The sequence below is a fragment of the Prevotella sp. P5-108 genome, from assembly GCF_002251385.1.
Classification (GTDB): Bacteria; Bacteroidota; Bacteroidia; order Bacteroidales; family Bacteroidaceae; genus Prevotella.
Genome location: NZ_NPJJ01000058.1, coordinates 37,308 through 57,020, shown reverse-complemented (window position 1 = coordinate 57,020; position 19,713 = coordinate 37,308). Strand labels below are relative to the sequence as shown.

The 19,713-nt window shown below is 51.6% G+C and carries 17 protein-coding genes and 1 pseudogene; 7 read left to right on the top strand and 11 right to left on the bottom strand.

The window, feature by feature from the left end:
• Positions 1 to 5 precede the first annotated feature (5 nt).
• Positions 6 to 1,322: an ATP-binding protein gene (locus tag CIK95_RS11775; RefSeq protein ID WP_022311259.1), complete on the bottom strand. Its 1,317-nt coding sequence runs from the start codon at positions 1,320 to 1,322 to the stop codon at positions 6 to 8.
• A 475-nt stretch (positions 1,323 to 1,797) separates the two neighbouring features.
• Between CIK95_RS11775 and CIK95_RS11770 the strand changes: the two genes are divergently transcribed.
• The 5 genes from CIK95_RS11770 to CIK95_RS11750 all read left to right on the top strand — a co-directional run bounded on the left by CIK95_RS11770 (position 1,798) and on the right by CIK95_RS11750 (position 5,862).
• A complete protein-coding gene (locus CIK95_RS11770) occupies positions 1,798 to 2,178 on the top strand; it encodes a desulfoferrodoxin (protein WP_094384547.1) in 381 nt (126 codons plus the stop codon).
• Between the two features lie 77 nt (positions 2,179 to 2,255).
• Complete coding sequence (locus tag CIK95_RS11765) at positions 2,256 to 2,738, top strand: hypothetical protein (protein ID WP_094467084.1); 483 nt, start codon at positions 2,256 to 2,258, stop codon at positions 2,736 to 2,738.
• Between the two features lie 4 nt (positions 2,739 to 2,742).
• A complete protein-coding gene (locus CIK95_RS11760) occupies positions 2,743 to 3,534 on the top strand; it encodes a DUF3822 family protein (protein ID WP_158214786.1) in 792 nt (263 codons plus the stop codon).
• Complete coding sequence (gene rsmD / locus CIK95_RS11755) at positions 3,531 to 4,061, top strand: 16S rRNA (guanine(966)-N(2))-methyltransferase RsmD (protein ID WP_022311255.1); 531 nt, start codon at positions 3,531 to 3,533, stop codon at positions 4,059 to 4,061. The genes CIK95_RS11760 and rsmD overlap by 4 nt, the downstream gene beginning before the upstream one ends.
• Positions 4,062 to 4,422: 361 nt before the next feature.
• Complete coding sequence (locus CIK95_RS11750) at positions 4,423 to 5,862, top strand: ATP-dependent RecD-like DNA helicase (protein ID WP_094467090.1); 1,440 nt, start codon at positions 4,423 to 4,425, stop codon at positions 5,860 to 5,862.
• A gap of 27 nt (positions 5,863 to 5,889) precedes the next feature.
• Here the strand turns inward: CIK95_RS11750 and CIK95_RS11745 are convergent, their stop codons facing one another.
• The 7 genes from CIK95_RS11745 to CIK95_RS11710 form a co-directional block, all read right to left on the bottom strand.
• On the bottom strand, positions 5,890 to 7,563 hold the full coding sequence (locus CIK95_RS11745; RefSeq protein WP_094467083.1) for an AMP-binding protein: 1,674 nt from the start codon (positions 7,561 to 7,563) through the stop codon (positions 5,890 to 5,892).
• Positions 7,564 to 7,596: 33 nt separating this feature from the next.
• A complete protein-coding gene (locus CIK95_RS11740; RefSeq protein WP_094467082.1) occupies positions 7,597 to 8,151 on the bottom strand; it encodes a helix-turn-helix domain-containing protein in 555 nt (184 codons plus the stop codon).
• A gap of 88 nt (positions 8,152 to 8,239) precedes the next feature.
• Positions 8,240 to 9,301 carry a 3-isopropylmalate dehydrogenase gene (gene leuB / locus CIK95_RS11735; RefSeq protein ID WP_094467081.1) on the bottom strand — a complete coding sequence of 354 codons (1,062 nt, stop codon included), beginning with the start codon at positions 9,299 to 9,301 and terminating at the stop codon, positions 8,240 to 8,242.
• A 13-nt stretch (positions 9,302 to 9,314) separates the two neighbouring features.
• Positions 9,315 to 9,923, bottom strand: a complete 609-nt coding sequence (gene leuD, locus CIK95_RS11730) for a 3-isopropylmalate dehydratase small subunit (RefSeq protein WP_094384703.1) — start codon at positions 9,921 to 9,923, stop codon at positions 9,315 to 9,317.
• A 373-nt stretch (positions 9,924 to 10,296) separates the two neighbouring features.
• On the bottom strand, positions 10,297 to 10,836 hold the full coding sequence (locus tag CIK95_RS11720; RefSeq protein WP_042519993.1) for a dihydrofolate reductase family protein: 540 nt from the start codon (positions 10,834 to 10,836) through the stop codon (positions 10,297 to 10,299).
• Positions 10,837 to 10,913: 77 nt separating this feature from the next.
• The gene (gene ant(9) / locus CIK95_RS11715) at positions 10,914 to 11,696 is read right to left on the bottom strand and encodes an aminoglycoside nucleotidyltransferase ANT(9) (protein ID WP_197065809.1); all 783 of its coding nucleotides are present in this window, start codon (positions 11,694 to 11,696) and stop codon (positions 10,914 to 10,916) included.
• Between the two features lie 27 nt (positions 11,697 to 11,723).
• Positions 11,724 to 12,551 carry a nucleoside phosphorylase gene (locus CIK95_RS11710; protein WP_254046470.1) on the bottom strand — a complete coding sequence of 276 codons (828 nt, stop codon included), beginning with the start codon at positions 12,549 to 12,551 and terminating at the stop codon, positions 11,724 to 11,726.
• Between the two features lie 298 nt (positions 12,552 to 12,849).
• Here CIK95_RS11710 and CIK95_RS11705 point away from each other — a divergent pair.
• Together CIK95_RS11705 and CIK95_RS11700 are read left to right on the top strand one after the other, a co-directional pair.
• A pseudogene (locus CIK95_RS11705) lies at positions 12,850 to 14,004 on the top strand (IS110 family transposase).
• 231 nt (positions 14,005 to 14,235) lie between these two features.
• A complete protein-coding gene (locus CIK95_RS11700) occupies positions 14,236 to 15,534 on the top strand; it encodes an IS1380-like element IS942 family transposase (RefSeq protein ID WP_144007827.1) in 1,299 nt (432 codons plus the stop codon).
• A gap of 274 nt (positions 15,535 to 15,808) precedes the next feature.
• Here the strand turns inward: CIK95_RS11700 and mobV are convergent, their stop codons facing one another.
• The 3 genes from mobV to CIK95_RS11680 all read right to left on the bottom strand — a co-directional run bounded on the left by mobV (position 15,809) and on the right by CIK95_RS11680 (position 19,449).
• Positions 15,809 to 17,173, bottom strand: coding sequence for a MobV family relaxase (mobV, locus tag CIK95_RS11695; protein ID WP_173849879.1), 1,365 nt, complete (start codon positions 17,171 to 17,173; stop codon positions 15,809 to 15,811).
• 629 nt (positions 17,174 to 17,802) lie between these two features.
• The gene (locus CIK95_RS11685; RefSeq protein ID WP_044065639.1) at positions 17,803 to 18,195 is read right to left on the bottom strand and encodes a hypothetical protein; all 393 of its coding nucleotides are present in this window, start codon (positions 18,193 to 18,195) and stop codon (positions 17,803 to 17,805) included.
• A 21-nt stretch (positions 18,196 to 18,216) separates the two neighbouring features.
• Positions 18,217 to 19,449, bottom strand: a complete 1,233-nt coding sequence (locus CIK95_RS11680; protein ID WP_044065638.1) for a site-specific integrase — start codon at positions 19,447 to 19,449, stop codon at positions 18,217 to 18,219.
• Positions 19,450 to 19,713: the final 264 nt, after the last annotated feature.

Here is a 19,713-nt window from a genome sequence, read left to right as displayed (position 1 = left end):
GGTAATCACCGGCAGATGTTGCCTATAGCGTAAAGCGGATAGATGAGGATGTCGTCAAATTCGCCGAAGTTCTCCAGGGATGTACGGATGCCTTTGTCCAGTTGCTTGGCATCCATGAAGATGCGCATGCTCTGCATCGTGCCACGTACTCCGGCTTTTACTTCTATCGGATATATTCTTCCTTTGCGTGAGACTACGTAGTCCACCTCTGCATTGGAGTTCTTTTTCTCCCTGTGCCAGCAATAGAGATTGTCATTCAGGTATGGCGGGCGGCTCTTCACCAGTTCGTCGCCTACAAATACCTCTGCCAGAGCCCCTCGGTTTACGAGTTTGATGTCGTCTGAGACGAGTATGTCCGTCAAGTCGAGTTCGAGAGTCCGTTGCAGCAACCCCGTATCCATAAAGATATATCTTTTGTATTTTTCTTTGGCTTCAGCATACAGCGGCACACCGTTGCTGTCGGTGTGTACCACTGTATAGATGAGTCCCGCCATGCAGAGCATGTCCAACGCTTCCTTCACTACAGGGGTGCGATAGTCGCTGCCCACTTGTGTATATACAAATTTGCCTTGTCCCTGCAGGGCTACCGACCGCAGTACGTCTCTCAGCACGTTGACGGGAATCTTCTCGTGATATTTCTTGAAATCATCCTGATACGAAATCATCAGTTCGCTCAATATCTGCTGACATTTCAGCATGCTTCCAGTCTCCACATAACGGGCCACACACTCGGGCATGCCACCGATGACGAGAAATACCCTAAGGTATTCCAGCGCCTTGGCGTGGATGAGCTCGGGTAATGGGTCTTCCGGCGTAGCCTGGACCACCATGTCGGCGAGCGTGCGTTTGTCGAGCGCCCATAAGAACTCCTGGAAACTGAACGAATACATAAACAGCGAGCGTATTCGTCCTACTCCGAATGATGGCAGGTCTCTCAGCGCAAACTCCAACAGCGAACCGGCGGCGATGACATGGAGCAGAGGCATCTTCTCATAGAAGTATCTCAGCCTGTTGATAGCGGCAGGACACGCTTGTATTTCATCGAAAAACAGCAGCGTGTTGCCCTCTTCGATGGGAGTGTCCAGTATCACAGACAGTTGCTGGCAGATTTGCTGCGGACTATATCCCTTTTCAAAGAGGGTATGCAAATCCTGCCTATCGTTCAGGTCTATCTCCACATAATGTTTGAACCGCTCGCCCAGATGGCGCACGGCAGAAGTCTTGCCCACTTGGCGCGCGCCGCGCAGCAGTAGCGGCTTGTGATTTTCGCTTTCGCCCCATTTCTTCAGTTCTCCGTCGATGGCTCTTTCCAAGTATTTCATCTTCTCGTCTTTTTTGTTTTCGTGATGACTGTTTGCGCGCAGACCTTGACAGTCAGTATGGTACAAATAGTTATCTCTGCGCCAATCTTTTGCAAAGATAGTGCAAGCCGAACGCCATAAGCTCGCTTAATGGCTGAGGTGCCGCCTATCTTATGCAAAGATACGAACTTTTGCAGAAATAGGCACCTTAAAACCATATTTTTTTACAAAAATAGGCATCATAGAAATGGCATTTTTTGTAAAAATAGGCACCTTAGAAACCGTGTTTTTTGCAAAAATAGGCACCTAAGGACGAATTTTCATGCCCTTGGCGATGGTTTTGATGGCCTTTGCGACCGCCGTGGCTTGCTTTGGAAGCGTGGAGATGACGCTTGAAGGTTTAATAATCGTTAAAGTTAAGCGGCATAAGTGCCATTCTATCCGAAATAGCCGTAACTTAGCACTGTTATTCACCATTCTAAAGAAAGGATAAGATATGATGACAATCAGACAAGTAGCCCGTTGCCCCATCTGCGGCAACATTGTAGAAGTATTGCATGCTGGCGCCGGCACGCTCGTGTGCTGCGGACAGCCCATGCAGCTGCTCGAAGCCAACACCACCGATGCCGCCCAGGAGAAGCACGTGCCCGTAATCGAGCGCGTCGACGGCGGTTACCGCGTCACCGTAGGTAGCGTCGAGCATCCCATGACCCCCGAGCACTACATCCAGTGGATAGAGCTGCTCACCGATGAGGGCGTATTGCGACGCGAACTCACGCCGACCGACCGTCCCGTCGCCCTCTTCCAGACCACTGCCCACGTTACCGGAGCCCGCGAATACTGCAATCTGCATGGTCTCTGGGCAGCAAAAATGTAAGTTTTGTGCCTTGCACATATCATTTATTGGCGCCACACACCCCTTAATCGGAGTTTTTTGTCTAACTTTGCATTCGTATGAATATCAAGAGAGGCAGCAACTTGCTTTTGGGCGGATGTGTGGCGCTGCTTGTGGTGCTATGCTGGCTCAGTATCAGTGCGCCGATGCGTTTCGACGCCCAACGCCACCAGCGTGAGCAGGCCGTGATAGGCTGCCTGCTCCAGATACGTGCAGCCCAGGAAGCCTATCATACCGCCCACGGCACCTACGCACCATCTGTCGACTCGCTTGTCGGCGCCCGGCTGCTCACGCCCACTGCCGCCGTCATCCCCCACAGCGGCGGCCGTAAGTTTGAGATACGCACGGCGGTAGCCACCGGTGCCTCGGGAGCAGCCGTCAGCCTCATGGAGTGTGGAGCCACCTACGACGACTACCTCCAGGGGCTCAATCCACAAGAGATAGAGCGCCTCACGCGCGAAGCCAATGACAACGGCAAATTTGCCGGACTGAAAATAGGAGACCTCACAACACCTGACAACAATGCTGGAAACTGGGAATGAAACAATGAAGCAACCGCGGATGACACTCCGCATCAGCGACACGTCGCTCGCCTTTGCCATAGCCGACAAGACGGCAGTCAAGGGCGTGGCTTACGAGACCTATACCGTTAGGAGCGGCATCTCGATAGCAGCCAACCTGCGCGAGGCGTTCCGCCAGTCCCAACTGCTCTCTCACCCTACGGGCAGAGCACAGGTAATGCTGTCGGCACCCACCATGATTGTACCTGTAGAGGAGTTCGACGAGGCCAAGGCCGAGACCCTCTATCGCTACAGCTTTGCCGCCCAAGCCAATACGGAGGTAATCTGCAGCGTGCTGCCCCAGCTCAATGCCGTCGCCATCATGGCCATCAACCGCGACCTCAAGGCGGTCATCGACGACCATTATGCCGACGTCATCTACATGCCTGTCGAGCAACCCGTGTGGAGCTATATGCACCGTCGCGCCGAGACCCATCTCTGCCGCCGCCTTTATGCCTACTTCCACGATGGCTGTGTGAGCATTTTCGCCTTCGACAAGCACCGTTTCCGCTTCTGCAACACCTACTCTGCCACCCGCGCGCAGGACAGCGTCTACTATATGCTCTACGTGTGGCAGCAGTTGCAGATGGATGCCGACAAGGACGAGCTCTACATCGCGGGCGCCCCTGTCGATAGCGACGAGATGATGACCTCTCTGCACCGTTATCTGCGCAAGGCTTACACCATGAGCCCCTCGGCAGAGTTCAACCGTGCACCTATCACCGAAATCAAGGGCATTGCGCTCGATGTAGTTACACTTTATATGCGAGGAAGATGAGAATTATCACAGGAATATATAAGGGACGCCACTTCGATATACCACGTTCGTTCAAGGCGCGACCCACTACAGACTTTGCCAAGGAGAATATCTTCAATGTGCTCAATGGATATATAGACCTCGACGGTGCCATGGCGCTCGACCTCTTTGCCGGCACGGGCAGCATATCGCTCGAGATGCTGTCGCGAGGCTGCTCCCAGGTGGTCAGCGTCGAGGCCGACCGCGACCATGCCAACTTCATCCGCCAGTGCATGACCAAGCTGGGCACCGATGCCAACGTGCTCATCCGCGGCGATGTGTTCAGGTTTATCAAGAGTTGCAGCCAGCAGTTCGACTTCATCTTTGCCGACCCGCCCTATGCCCTTGACAACATCGACACCATCCCCGACCTCATCTTCGAGCACAATCTGCTCAAGCCCGACGGCATCCTCGTCGTTGAGCATGGCAAGGCCAACAATTTTGTGTGCCATCCGCGCTATCTGGAGCATAGAGTCTACGGCAGTGTCAACTTCTCCATCTTCAGATAGTCCCTTCAGACCTCACACCATCCTATATACAAGGAGCACCACCATCACGGGTAGTGCTCCTTTTTGCTTGGCTGCCGCCGCTGTTTTTCATGCTGCTTTGGCCGTTGTTCCAAGTGGCTGTAGACCAATGGTTCGGCGGCGTCGTGACCATCGCTGTCGGCTCGTAACGGAAGAAACGAGGGCTCGTGCCAATTGATACGTGGGCTCGTTTCTTATGTCACGAGCCCACGTGCCTTATGTCACGAGCCAGCCACGACCCTCTCCACGGCGCCGGGAGTGGTTGCGAGTTTTGCCGCCCTGACCAAAAAACTTGCATCCCTCGGTCGGCGTCTCGCCTAAAATGATTACTTTTGTCATCACTATGACTATCGACGAATTTATCTCACGCGTGGAGCAGCAGATGGGCTTCAGCCCCACCGCCGACCAGCATCGGGCTGTCACAGAGATAGCCCGCTTTCTCGCTTTCCGTCACGACCATGCCGTGATGGTGATGCGCGGTTCGGCGGGTACGGGCAAGACCACCCTCACCGCTGCCCTGGTGCGCACGCTCGCCAGTCTCCGGCAGAAGATGGTGCTCCTGGCACCCACCGGGCGAGCCGCCAAGGTGCTGTCTCACTACAGCGGCATGGCAGCCTTCACCATCCACCGCAAGATATACCGCGAGCGCTCCGTGGCAGCGGGGGGCGGCGTCTTCAATCTCAACGACAATCTCCATGCCGATACCCTCTTCGTGGTCGATGAGGCTTCGATGATAGCCAACGAGGGCTTGGGCGAGAGCGTCTTTGGCACGGGCTGTCTGCTCGACGACCTTATCACCTATGTCTATGGCGGGCGCAACTGCCGGCTCATGCTCATCGGCGACACCGCCCAGCTCCCGCCTGTGGGCGAGGAAGAGTCTCCGGCGCTCGCTGCCGAGGTGCTCCAGGGCTATGGACTCTCGGTCTTCCAAGCCGACCTCGACGAGGTGGTAAGACAGGCTGGAGAGAGCGGAATACTCTACAACGCCACCATGATACGCACCATGATTACCCACGACGCCATGACCCAGTTGCCGCGCATACGTCTGCAGGGGTTTGCCGATGTCAGCGTGGTGCCCGGCAACGAACTCATCGAGGCGCTCAGCCAGAGCTACCACCACGTGGGTGTCGACGACACCATCGTCGTGACCCGCTCCAACAAGACGGCGCGTATCTACAATCTCGGCATACGCTCCACCATCCTCGACCGTGGCGACGACCTGCTCTCCTCGGGCGACAGGCTCATGATAGTCAAGAACCATTATCTCCCGCCTGCCTCTGTCCAGGGCGAAGACCGTCCGCCATTTGCCTTCATTGCCAATGGCGACTGCTGTCGCGTGGTCAAGGTGCGCCGTCAGCGCGAGATGCACGGTCTCAACTTCGCCGACGTGTGGCTCCAGTTCCCCGACTACGACAACTATGAGTACCAGTCTACCGTAGTCCTCGACAGCCTCTCTACCGATGCGCCTGCGCTCACCCGCGAGCAGAGCGACCAGCTCTATCAGCGCGTGATCGACGACTATGCCGACCTGCCCCGCAAGGCCGACCGCATGGCCGCCATGCGCCAAGACCCTTATTTCACCGCCCTGCAAATCAAGTTTGCCTACGCTGTGACCTGCCACAAGGCCCAGGGCGGACAGTGGGCTCATGTCTACATCGACCAGGGATATATGACCGACGACATGCTTACTCCCGATTATATCCACTGGCTCTATACCGCCTTCACCCGAGCCCGTGAGCGTCTCTTCCTCGTCAATTGGCGCGAGGGGCAGATAGAGGGTTAGCGACACGGGCGCGGGCACGGCTGCTGCCTACTTGCGGTCCTTCTCTCTGATTTCCACTCTTCTTATCTTGCCCGAGATGGTCTTGGGCAGCTCGTCTACAAACTCGATGATGCGCGGGTACTTGTACGGCGCGGTCTCGCGCTTCACGTGCTGCTGCAGTTCCTTGATGAGGGCGTCGCCAGCCTTGTCCTTCCAGTCGCGCGCCAGCACCACGGTGGCCTTGACCACCATGCCTCTCACCTCGTCGGGCACTCCGGTGATGGCACACTCCACCACAGCCTCGTGGGTCATCAGTGCGCTCTCTACCTCGAAGGGCCCAATGCGGTAGCCACTCGACTTGATGACATCGTCTATGCGGCCTTCAAACCAGTAGTATCCGTCATCGTCGCGCCATGCCATGTCGCCGGTGTGGTAGAGACCATCGTGCCACACCTGGTGGGTCATCTCCTCGTCGCGATAGTAGCACTTGAAGAGTCCATAGGGCTTGTGATCGCCCACCTTGATACAGATTTCTCCCTTCTCTCCGTCCTCACATTCCGAGCCGTCGGCCTTGAGCAGACGGATGTCGTATTGCGGGTTGGGCTTGCCCATGCTGCCAGGCTTGGGTGTGTTCCAGGGGAAGGTGCCGAGGGTCATGGTGGTCTCGGTCTGCCCGAAACCCTCCATCATGCGTATGCCGGTGAGCTCATAGAACTTCTGGAACACTGCAGGTTCGAGCGCCTCGCCCGCGGTGGTACAGTACTTGAGCGAGGAGAGGTCGTAGCGCGTGAAGTCTTCCTGTATCATGAAGCGGTAGATGGTGGGCGGCGCGCAGAACGAGGTGATACGGTATTTCTCTATCTGCCTCATGATTTTCTCGGCAGTGAACTTCTCGTGGTCGTAGACGAAGACCGTGGCGCCGGCAAACCACTGGCCGTAGAGCTTGCCCCACACGGCCTTGCCCCAGCCTGTATCTGCCACGGTGAGGTGTATGCTGTCTGCGTTGAGGTTGTGCCAGAACACACCTGTGGCCAGGTGGCCTAAGGCGTAAAGGTGGTCGTGGGCCACCATCTTGGGCTCGCCGCTGGTGCCGCTGGTAAAGTAGATGAGCAGCGTGTCGTCGTTGGTGTTGACATGCTCTGGGCGCACAAAGGCAGGCGCCTTGTCCCACTCTTCGTTCCAGCAGTGGAAGTCTGTGGGCACGGCTTTGCCCAGTTCGGTGTCAGAGTTTACGGCGACGAGCACCTCGACCGTGGGGCTCTCGGCGAGCGAGGCATGTACCTGTGCGGTCACGTAGTCATCGTTCACGCAGACGATGGCCTTGATGCTTGCCCGGTTGTTGCGATACACGATGTCGTGGGCGGTAAGCATGTGGGTGGCGGGTATGGCCACGGCCCCTATCTTGCTCAGCGCCAGCATGGCGAGCCACCACTGGTAGTGGCGCTTGAGTATCAGCATCACCATGTCGCCCCTCCCTATGCCCAGGCTCTGCAGATAACTCGCTGCCTGGTCGGTCTGCTCCTTGAGCTGGGCAAAGGTAAATCGTTTCTCTTCACCCCGCTCGCTGGTCCAGAGCAGCGCCAGCTTGTCGGGAGCCTCTTCGGCCCATGCGTCCATTACGTCGTAAGCAAAGTTGAAGTCCTCCTTGGTCTTGAACTTCAAGTGCTCCTTAAAGTCTTCCTCTGAAGTGAATGTGGTCTGTGCTAAGAATCTTTCTATCATAATCGTAGCGTTGTTGTTATCCTGGGTGAAAACTTAAAAGATGATGGCGAGAAATCTTACCTTGCTCTCGCCCAGCGTGCGCATGCCGTGGGGCTGTGTCGAGTCGAAGATGATGCTGTCGCCCTCGTGCAGCGTGAGCGTCTTCTTGCCGATGGTGAGCTCCATGTCGCCCTCGAGCACCATGTTGAACTCCTGCCCGGCGTGGGTGTTGGTCTCGATGGGTGTGTCGGCGGGCTTTGGCTCCACGGTGACGATGAATGGGTCGGCCTTTCTGCCTCGAAACCCACTTGCCAATGACTCGTACTGGTAGGATTTGCGTCTCTCCACGCTCAGTCCTTTACCTTTGCGGGTGAGGAAGTACGAACTCATGTGCGGTTCTTCACCAAACATGAGCACGTCGAGTGGTATATCATACTTCAAGGCTATCTTCTGCAGATTGCTCACATGCAGCTCGCTCTCGGCGTTCTCCATGGCGAGATATTCGTCGGTCGTGATGCCGCAGGTGTTGGCCATTTCCTCTACCGTGATGTCGAGCACGTCTCTCAGCCCTTTCAGGCGTTCACTGATTTGCTTGATTGCTTCGTCCATATTTGTCTTGTTGCTTTGGTTGATATGCTTGTTGATGGTGGGGGTGAGCGATAGGGTGGGGGTGATGGTCGCGGTGGTTGGCGCGAGGTCAGTGGGTGGCGATATAGCCCGCTATCCATGCGCCCACCTCGCGGGTGCCGTAGTGCTGGCCACCCTCGACCTGAATGTCGGGCGTGCGCACGTGGGCATCGAGGGCGGCGTCGACGGCGCGGCGTATCAGTGCGCCCTCGGCAGCCAGTCCGAAGTGCTCCATCATCATCGCTGCCGACAGTATCTGTGCCACGGGGTTGGCTATGTCTTTCCCCGCCGCCTGTGGCCATGACCCGTGTACCGGCTCGAATACCGGCGTGTGGATCCCGGTCGACGCCGACGGCAGCAGACCCATGCTTCCCGATATGCAGCTGCCCTCGTCGGTGAGTATGTCGCCAAAGGTATTCTCGGTGACCATCACGTCGAAGAAGGTGGGCTCTACGAGCATACGCATCGAGGCATTGTCTACAAACATGTAGTCGGTCTTGACCTCGGGGTAGAGGCCCTCCATCTCCTTGGCGACCTGTCGCCAGAGTCGGCTCGACGCCAGCACGTTGGCCTTGTCTACGACGGTGAGATGGCGGCGGCGCTTCATGGCGTAGTCGTAGGCCACCCTGAGTATGCGCTCCACCTCCTCGCGCGTGTAGTAATTGGTGTCGTAAGCCTTGTCATCGTCCTGATATTTCTCGCCGAAGTACATGCCGCCCGTGAGTTCGCGTATGCACACGAAGTCTGCCCCGCTCACTATCTCGTCCTTCAATGGCGACTTGTGGATGAGCCCTGTGAATGTCTGCACGGGTCGTATGTTGGCAAAGAGCCCCAGCCGCTTGCGCATGGCGAGCAGCCCCTGCTCCGGGCGTACCCGTGCGGTAGGGTCGTTGTCGAACTTGGGGTCGCCCACGGCGGCGAAGAGCACCGCGTCGGCGTTCATGCACGTGGTGAAGGTCTCTTCGGGGAAGGGGGTGCCCACCCGGTCTATGGCGGCGGCTCCGCAGAGCGCGGGGGTGAAGCTGACGTCGTGGGCAAACCTCTCTGCCACGGCCTTGACCACTGCCACTCCCTGTTGCATAATCTCGGGCCCTATGCCGTCGCCCGCCAATACTGCTATGTTGAGTTTCATATCGCTTGTGATTTTAGTTGTCCTTGTTCTGTTGCTTTCTGCTGGCCTCGTAGGCAGCCACCTTGTCGCGGTTGGCCACGAGGAAGTCTATATCGTCGAGCCCGTTCATCAGGCAGAACTTCTTGTAGCCGTTGAGTTCAAAGTGCTCCTGCTCGCCGGTGGCGAGGTTGGTCACCGACTGGTTTACCACGTCCACTCTTACCATCGTGTCGGCGTCGGAGCGTATCGCGGCGAAGAGGTGGCTGAGGAAGCCGTCGCTCACGACGACCGGCAGCACAAAGTTGTTGAGTTCGTTGTTCTTGTGGATATCGGCAAAGAAGCTGCTGATGACCACCCTGAACCCGTAGTCGGCTATGGCCCACGCTGCGTGCTCCCGGCTCGAGCCCGAACCGAAGTTCTTGCCCGCCACGAGTATCTCGCCCTTGTACTTGGGGTCGTTGAGCACAAAGTCCTTGACCTCGGTGCCGTCCTCGTGGTAGCGCCAGTCGCGGAAGAGCAGGTCGCCGAAGCCCTCGCGCGTGGTGGCTTTCAGATAGCGCGCCGGCACAATCTGGTCGGTATCTATATTTTCGAGTTCGATGGGTACGCACGTGCTGGTAATGACATTGAATTTCTGTTTCATCTCCTTGTCGTCTTTATTCATTATGGTCTTTACACCTTATTATATTTTAGATTTTTATCGGTTTGACTTAACCGATTGAAGAATAAACTTTTAGCGAATTATTTGAGAAATAGAGGTAACGATTTAGCAACTGTGCGAATTTCAGCGTTTTGCGTTGCTATGCTGTCAAATAACTCTCTTATGTGCAAAGATACGAATTTTCTCAAAAATAGAAAATGTGTATGAATGTTTTTCTTGTTTATATAGTCTCTAATTTATAATGTTAGTATTTACAACTGATTATTAATCAATAATTTACGAGCAGTAAATCGGAAATATGGTCGTAATCTTTAATCGTGTATTCTAAAGGGAGAAGATTTTAAAACAGTAAACATCAAATCTTCCTGCGACTATATACCACCTCTATTATGCCGTTGTATTTCTTGGTACGAATCATTTCCAAGTCAATTTTCTTATCGGTAGCACCAAACAGCCTTGTGCCGTTACCGAGAAGAACCGGTATAATCGCCAGATGATAAATGTCTATTTGATTGTTTGCGATGAGTTGTTGCGCCACTTCTGCACCTCCGCAAATCCACACATCTTTACCCGATTCCTGTTTCAACTCCTCTACCAGTTGGCATACATCCATATTCCTGAAACGGATATTTTCTGTGCCCTCTTCTTCACTGTGATGAGTCAATACATAGGTCATCGCTTCCCCGTAGGGCCATTGGTCGGGAGAAAGTTCGGTCACAATTTGGTCGTAGGTTCTCTTTCCCATAATGACCGTGTCCACACCACTGAAGAATGGAGTAAAGGTGTCTTCCATCTCCACGTTTTTATCTTGTCCGCTTATCCATTCAACGGAACCTTCGCTGTCAGCGATATAGCCATCCAGACTGACGGCAATATAAAGGATTACTTTTCTCATAGGTGTATTATTGTAAAAGAGGCAGCACCATTTCAAACGGTTTATTTATTGTAGGGATATTCTTGCTTTTGCTTGCTTTACCCTTTGGCTTTAAGCAATTCTTCAATCCGACCTTTCATAAACCCGGTAAGCGCGAGCGTTTCATTTTCCATTGTTTCCCATTCGTCAGACAGGTTTCCCAAATAGGCTTCCTTTGCCGTTTTCAACAGGGAAGAAAAGGTTTCCGGCAATTGGGGAATCACCCACTCCGCAGCAACATCTTTCGTTGTCACGTCTTCGGTTTCTAATGTAAACCACATGCGGGATAGCGTCAATAGCACATTTCTTTCATCTCCCTTAACATTGGAAATCAAACCGGGTAGAGAAAATTGAATAGCCTTTTGTATTTCGCGGAACGGAATCGGGAGAATAAGTTGTTTGCAATCTGCGCCCTTCAGCGTCATACTACTTTTTCTCGCCTGCCATAATAGAATCGCTATATCAGGGTCGAAACACGCCTGCGGAATCATTCCGGCTTCCATCTCTTTCCGAAGCCACTCCCCATACATATACTCGCATTTGGGCGGAAACTGCCACGGAATAATGTCTTTTTGATGGATGACAGTTATCTCCAATGGTCTTTTTTCGGCGCAACCTACGAAGCCGGAAATTTCCAATAATTGCTTGGTCAACTCCTTTTTCGTTGACAGATTCAATTCTTGTCTGGTTATTATCAATATATCTATGTCACTGTCCGGACGCAATTTATTCATTGTCGCAGAGCCATATAAATACATTCCCAATATCTGCCCCTGCAATAGGGTTTCTGCTATGGAAACGACTTGCTTCACTTGTTGTGGGATTTCATTCCGATTGTTCATTGTATTTTCCATATAGATTTGTTTCCTTTATTCTTTGATTAATACAACAGCGTCAAATGCCAGTTCCAAGGCGGTGGATACACTTGCTTTTCCCCACTTCCGTTCTTGGTATTTATGAGGATTCGAGAGCGTGTCGGCTGTAAAAAGCAACATAGCCCATATTACTTCTCTAAATTCTGCACATGCAGCCAGTGCAGAACATTCCATTTCCACTACTTGACAGCCTTCCTCTTTGCGGTATTGCACCATTTCCAGTGTTTCTCGATAAAAACCGTCTGTTGTCCATGTCTTGACTTCCAAATATGGGATTTTCTTTTGATTTAAAGCAAATTTGATTGCACTTATTCCTGCTGTTGAAATCTTTATGTCTCTGGATGGCGGAAGATAATGGTAAGAAGTTCCCTCATCTCTCAATGCAGAAACGGGTATTAAGAATCTGTTCTCCGGAATATCTTCCAATACACCGCAGGAACCGACAGAAATAATTTCTGTCACACCTCCTGCTATTAAATACTCTAAAATCTGGACAGCAGCAGCACTCCCAACCGGAGCCGGACATAAACATATCCTTTCCTGATTATGAAAGCATTCATAGATGGGATATAATTTTGTTGCACTCTCAAATTCATCTATCTGTATTCCACTGTGGGCATGTGCATACTTTTCCACTTCATCCCCCAAAAATGCAAATACGGCTTTTTTAGGGAAGTGCTTTTTCCCATTTCCCGGCTGAAAGATTGCTTTTGATGCGGTATCGTATTCCAAAATAGGATAATCGTGCTTTACTAATGCCATACTATCATCTCCAATAAAAATTTTCTTTCTCCTTAATTCCGCAACACTATAGTTTAACATTATTTATAAGTGCCTGAGCAACAAAAAGTTGCCCAGGATTTTGCCATGTCAGAATTTTCACTTACCTTAGTGTTGCGAAAAGAAGACAAGCAAAACTCTAATATGACATGGCAAATTTAGATAAAATTCCCGAGTTATAAGCCAGTTGAGATAAAAAACCTAATAGATTTCCTCCCCGAAAAGCCGACAACATGGAAAATCAAGGCCGACATACGCTCAATCCTATTTTGCGTGCTCTAAGTCACAATTATTTATTATCTTTGAGGTCTTAATGTTTAACCCTCTAAAAGTTAGGCTTATGAGATCAGTATGCGGCCTTGACGTTCACAAAGATAGTGTATATCTTTGTGTTTTGAGCGAGAATGGCGAATTAATCGAGAAAGTTTTCGGAGTTTTAACATTTCAACTGCATCAGATGCGTGATTTGTTGCTCGCCCATCATGTGGAGAAAGTGTCCATGGAGAGTACGAGCGTCTACTGGATTCCCATTTGGCGCATACTTGCGCCCCATTTTCACCTGCAGCTCGTCAACCCTTATTTCATCAAACAGCTGCCCGGACACAAAAGCGATGTTGCTGACGCACAATGGATTGCCGAGTGCACGATGAAAAATCTTATCAGTAGCAGTTTCGTGCCACCTGAGGATATACAGCAGCTCCGCTAGTACGACAGACGTATCTTCGACCTTGACGAGGAAATCGTCCGCAAGTTGTCCAAACTTGATGCCGTGATGCAGCGATGCAATATCCGACTGGGCAATTATGTGTCCAACGTGGACTGTAAGAGCTACAAGGACGTGGTGCGGAAAATATCCGAGGGTGTGACAGACCCGGAGATTCTGATTGAGGAAATCCACGGTCGCATCATCAAACATCACGGCAGGGAAACAATACTGGCCTCGCTGACCGGTGTCGTATCACAAGCGGAGATAGACGTGCTCAGGCAGTTGCGTGAGGAGCTTGACCTGGCCGAGGAACACAAGCAGGAGTGCCTTGAGAGAATGTTGGAGATATGTCAGGAGAAATATCCTGACGAGTTGAGACGGTTGCAGACCATACCAGGAGTAAGGGAGCGTACGGCCACATCATTGATCGCAGAGATCGGAAGGGACATGAGCAAGTTCGAAACGGCCAACCACCTTGCAGCTTGGAGTGGGCTGAGACCGAGAAACGACGAGTCCAACAGGAAGTTCAAGTCACGTCGCATAACTCACGGCAATGTCTATTTGCGTAAGAACATCATTCAGTGCGCATGGGCTGCAAGCAGGACAAAGGACTGTTTTTTCAGCAGATTCTCCTACTACCAGACGCAAGTCAGAAAGAAAAACAAGATGAAGGTCATTGTGGCTGTGGCTAGAAAGTTATTAGTTGCCGCATGGCATGTAATCCACGACAAGACGGATTACGTTGACTTCCAAAAACAAGATCGTCAATCGTCCGCTTCAAACGGGTGACAACGATATACCACTCATGGAAAGGCTATTATCTTTGTGATGGTTCTGACCTCGCTGGCAAATTAACTTATCCCACGGGTGGCCATGGAAGCCTGTTTGAGCCTTGAGCTCGAAGAGGAAAGTATGATAATCCCCCACATCCGCGTAAACGTGGGTGTGGGATGTTATGTGCCATTTTAAGAAATACTTGGCCAAAGTCCTTTGTTTTAGTTACTCCTTACCCGGAAATCTATTAGGTTTTATAGAGGAAAGATACAAATAAAATCTGAGAAACTCACTCCTTTTGGAGGAATTTTTTCTATTATGGAGCAATTTGATGCTCTTTTAGCTCAAACCATAGATTCCACCTTGGGATTGAGATGCACTATGTTTGGTTATCAATATAGCGAAATTCTACGCTCTCTGATGTGCGTATATCTTTGTGGCGGCTCATGTATTGAGGATGTTACAACTCACTTGATGAAACATTTGTCTCTTCATCCAACTCTTCGCACTTGCAGCGCAGACACCATATTGCGTGCTATCGAAGAACTGACTTGTAAGAACATCACCTATAAATCTGCTTCTGGCAACTCCTATGATTTCAATACTGCAGACAAGATGAACTGCTTATTGATCAAAGCCCTGCTTGCTACTGGTCAATTGAAATCCGGTCAAGAGTATGATTTTGACTTTGACCATCAGTTCATTGAAACAGAGAAGCATGATGCAAAACCAACCTACAAGAAGTTCCTGGGCTATAGTCCAGGTGTGGCAGTCATTAACGACATGATTGTCGGTATTGAAAATAGAGACGGCAACACAAACGTGCGCTTCAACCAAAGAGAGACTTTGGAAAGAATCTTCAAGCGACTGGAGGCATCAGAAGTATATATATCCCGTGCCCGCATGGATTGCGGCTCATGCTCGGAGGAAATCGTAGATATGGTAGAGGCTCATTGCAGGCATTTTTATATTCGTGCCAACAGATGCTCTTCCTTCTACGATTCCATGTTTGCCTTGACTGGATGGAAAACTGTTGAAATCAACGGTATTGAATTTGAGCTGAATTCCATCCTTGTTGAGAAATGGAAAGGAAAACCGTATCGTCTTGTCATACAGAGACAAAGGCGAATAGATGGAGACCTTGACATTTGGGAAGGCGAATATACCTACAGATGTATACTGACTAACGATTACAAGTCGAGTGCAAGAGACATCGTGGAATTCTACAATCTTCGTGGTGGCAAGGAACGCATCTTCGATGACATGAACAATGGCTTTGGCTGGAATCGATTGCCAAAATCGTTCATGGCACAGAATACTGTATTCCTGCTTATGACAGCTCTCATCAGAAACTTCTACAAAGCTATTATGCAGAGATTGAAAACCCATGAATTTGGATTGCGTGCCACCAGCAGAATCAAGACCTTTGTTTTCAAGTTCATCTCTGTTCCTGCGAAATGGATTAAGACATCACGTAGGCATGTATTGAATATTTACTCAGACAACAATGCTTATGCCAACCTGTTCAAGACAGACTTTGGTTAAAGACCATGCTTTTCTGGTTAAACCAGCGTATTACCTCAAGTCGCTTTATGGGGTAAGGGGATTTTGTGTCTGCGACATTTCTGTTGTGCAAGAAATATGTACAATAAAATGAATTTTGTCGCTTTGCAAGCAAAATCCCACTAAACCCTATAGGTTGCGGATTTGAGGTTTCTCACATTTTCTGCATCTATTTTTTGCAAAGTTACTTTTTTCATTTGGCTATACATCAATAAACTCTTAGTATTTTGAGTATATTTTTTCGTGAAGCTATCTTTTATCTTCTCATCGAAAAGCCTCTCTTCTGCTGTTGGTCGTACCGCCCCTCTACCACGTTATCGACTTCCCGTCTGGCTTTGATTTGCTCCCGGTTATCCAGTTTGCCTTTCTGCGTGGCAGTAATATACAGAAAATCCCCGGCTGCACGGTGAGACTGCTTATCATCACCGAAGAGGTTAAGGACACTCTTGATGTCCGATACTTGCTCCGTATCGAAACGGGGCTTGTAATAATCCCTTGCCAGACGGATAATGCCGTGTACCGCCTTGCGGAAGATGTCGCTTGTTTTGAGCAGCAGGAAACTGAGACAGCCGATAATGTGGTTTTGCCACAAAATCCGATTTTTGAGCCTCGTGGTTTCCTCCGTATGCGCAGCCTCCTTACGGCTAAGTTCCGACAAGTTCTTGGCTTCCAGCTCCATCCGTTCACGGTGATGGTCGTTCTGCATGGTCTGTATTCGGGTTTGCAGGGCTTCGATGGCTTCCCCGTGCGTGGCTACCTCTCTGTGCAGGGCGGCGTTCTCCCGCTCCGGCGTCTTGACCTTGTTACTGCCGAAAAGAGAACCGACACTCTCGGCGATGTTGGCGGCTGCGGTCGTGGCTGCCCCTTTCAGCTTCTCGGTCTGTATCTCTTTTTTCGTCCGTCTTAGTTCCTCCTGCACCGTTTCTTTCTGACGCTGCAAATCCACCACCTCCGCTTTGAGGCTGTCGGCGAGTTTCTTCGTTTCATTGTAATACTGCTGCGTGGACTTGTGCCGTGCTTTCGAGCCGTCTATGCCCCTTTGCAGCCCGTATTTCGCCATCGCCTCGGCGTAGGTGTCTTGGTAGGATTTCAGCCTTAGGCGTGTCATAATATCGTCGGCGCACAGCCTCACGGTGTCGGTCGGCTTCTTGCGGTATCGCTTCTTCGCCTGCTCCTCCCTTTTCCTGCGCTTGCGCTCTCCCTTGACGATGGGAACGAGCGTGACGTGTATGTGGGGCGTTTCCTCGTCCCGATGCAGGTGCGCCGCCACGATGTTCTCCTTTCCGAACGTGTCGGCGAAGTATTTCATATTGTCGGCGCACCACTCGTCCAAACGCCCCTCCCTTTCGATGCGTTCCATGTCCTCGTGCGTTCCCGACACGTTGATTCGGATTGCCCGTACTTGGTTGTTTCCGATTTTGCGTGTCAGCCCCGCTTCTTCCAGTCTTCTCCGGATAGCCGCCGAACGGTCTTTTATCCCGTCGGGGTAGGCAACGAGTTTTCGGTTCAGGTGCGTGCGTGTGGGGTCTGCGTTCTTCGGTATGATGAAACGCTCTATGTGGGCGGTCGTTCCGCTGTCGGAACCGTGCGCCTTTTCCATATGCAATACTACGAAACCCATATATATTCCTTTCTTTTTTAGCTTGTGAAACAATGATTCTTTGTATCTTCGGGGGCGGCAAAGAGCCGTCCCCGACGGGGTGTGCAGAGGGGCTTGCCCCTTGCCTTATTGGGGAATTTTCAGCGATATGGAGTATTGCGGCTCGGAAAATTCCCTAATAAGCTACGGTATTTTCTCCGTAAATACCCTGCGGTGTGCCGGCGGTCTGCCCGTGTCTTATCGGCTCGGCGGTTGAATCCGCTTTGTGTACTTGGCTGTCTGCGCTCGTTGTGCCGACTTTACCGACTATACCGAACCCCATCTTATTATTTTTCCCTTTCGGTCGATGGTGGGCGGCGGGGCGGTCGTTTCCGTTTTCAAAGGCTTCTTTGCTCGGGGCGGTCGGATGCAAGGTTTAGGGGAAGAATCTACCCGAAGCATGAGGGTGGAGATTGTTCCCCTAACGGCGTAGCCGCCCGACCTTGCAGCCGACGGAAAGCCCCGTGCTTGCTTCGCCTTTGTAAACGGGAATGACTGTTCCGCTTTCCTGCGGTCGGGAAACAGCCCCTTTCTGTCCGTGCGACGGTATGACCGTATGAATGTATGACCGTGTGACTGTATTACGGACTGATACCCCGACCGACTGACCGTTACGCCATCCATCGGCGGCTCGGCTCGGTGTCGGCAACGACAGACACGATAACCGTCGTTTTCTCTTTTCGCCCGTTCATAATCCTGTCTAATAATAGCTTGCGGACTCTCGCCGCCCCGAACGATTCGACACGGAAAGCGAGGGCGGCTATCGTTTCGAGGTCGTAAACCTCTATGCTGCTTCTGTCCGATAGACGGACAAGGCGTTTGATGCCGTACTCTTTCAATACCCCGCTCTTGCAGAGTGCCTTTATCCCTGCCCGAACCGTCGGGGTGATAACCCCGAACAGTTCGCAGATTTCCCACTCGGTCATGGCGGTTGCGCCTATGTCGGTCGGTAGGGAGATATTGCCGTATTCATCTATCATGATGATGTTCCTTTCTTCTTTCATCGGTATGCTGTTTTAAGGTGACTAAATGGCTCGGCAGATGTTCTTCTCCATCTCCTCTAACTTGTGCGACAAGGTTTCCATGTCTTGGCTTATCTTCTGGGCGGTGATTTTGGCGTATATCTGCGTGGTCTTGATGTTCGTGTGCCCCAACAGGCGGCTCACGGTTTCGATGGGTACGCCGTGCGACAGAAGTACGGTCGTGGCGTTCGTGTGGCGGGCAACATGATAGGTCAAGCGCACCTTGAAACCGCATTGTCTGCCTATCTCTTTGAGTATCTTGTTGCAACTGCCGTTGCTCGGAACGGGGAAAACATGACCGTCCCTTGCAAGTCCCTTGTATTTCTCGATGATACGCTTGGGAACGTCCAAAAGACGGATGTTCGATTCGGTGTTGGTTTTCTTCCGTCGGGTGATTATCCACAGGTTGCCGTCGAAGAATGTTTGCAGGCGGTCGGCGGTGAGGTTCTTCACGTCCGAGTACGCCAAACCCGTGAACACGGAAAAGACGAACAAGTCCCGTACGAGTTCATGGTAGGTGTTCTTCATCGGTGCGTCCATGAGCGTCTGTATCTCCTTTTGGGTAAGGTAGCCCCTATCGACGCTTTCGGGAGAGTTGATGTACCCTGCAAAGGGGTTGAACGGCAGACGCCCGTCGTTCCTCGCTATGGAAACGATGTGTTTCAGCACGATCATGTAGCCCCACACGGTATTGGTGCGGCATTTCTTCTCCGTGCGCAGGAAATACTCGAAGTCGTTGATGAATGTAAGGTTGAGTTCCTTTAGCGGAATGTCCTCACGCTTGTAGGTATGGGGCAGGAACTCCCGAATGTGGTTGCAGACCGTCCGATAACGGGTGAATGTCCCCTGCGCCCTGCTGTGCCCGACCTTCTTGGCGAACTCGGCGTTGTGCTGCTCGAACAGCTTCAGCAAGGTTTCCTGCTTGACGCCGATACCGAGATAGGCGTCTTTGAGCTTGGCGGCGGTAACATACCCGTCCGTCTGCATCAGTTCTTGGTAGCGGCGGTTTACCTCCACTCGGATTTTATCCACCGCGAGGTTGATTCTCTGCGCTTCGACGCTCTTGCCCGAAGCACGGTTGTTTTTCACGTCCCACAACCGCAGGGGAACGTCCATCTTGCAACTGAACTGTTTAATCTCTCCGTCCACCGTGAGGCGGCACATCAAAGGCAGGTTGCCGTTCGGCTTCTCGCTGCCTTTCTTCACGTAAAATAAGACCTTGAATGTACTTCGCATAACTCACTCCTTTTTTTGGTTACAAAATTAGTTTATAGTGAGTTACCGACAGCTATGCAGAATTACGCAAATCGCAGAAAAAGAACCATTTAGCAAGAAATCTGCACCCGTTACGGGGGTAATGAGGTGGTAACTGAACTTCTGCACCGTTTGGCTGTATCGTGGTTTTCTTTGGCTTTTCGCCAAGAGAAAAATATAGCGTAACGAACGCTATTTCAGCTAATTCGCTACGCTTTACTCAAATTTGCAAATCCGCTATGTGTT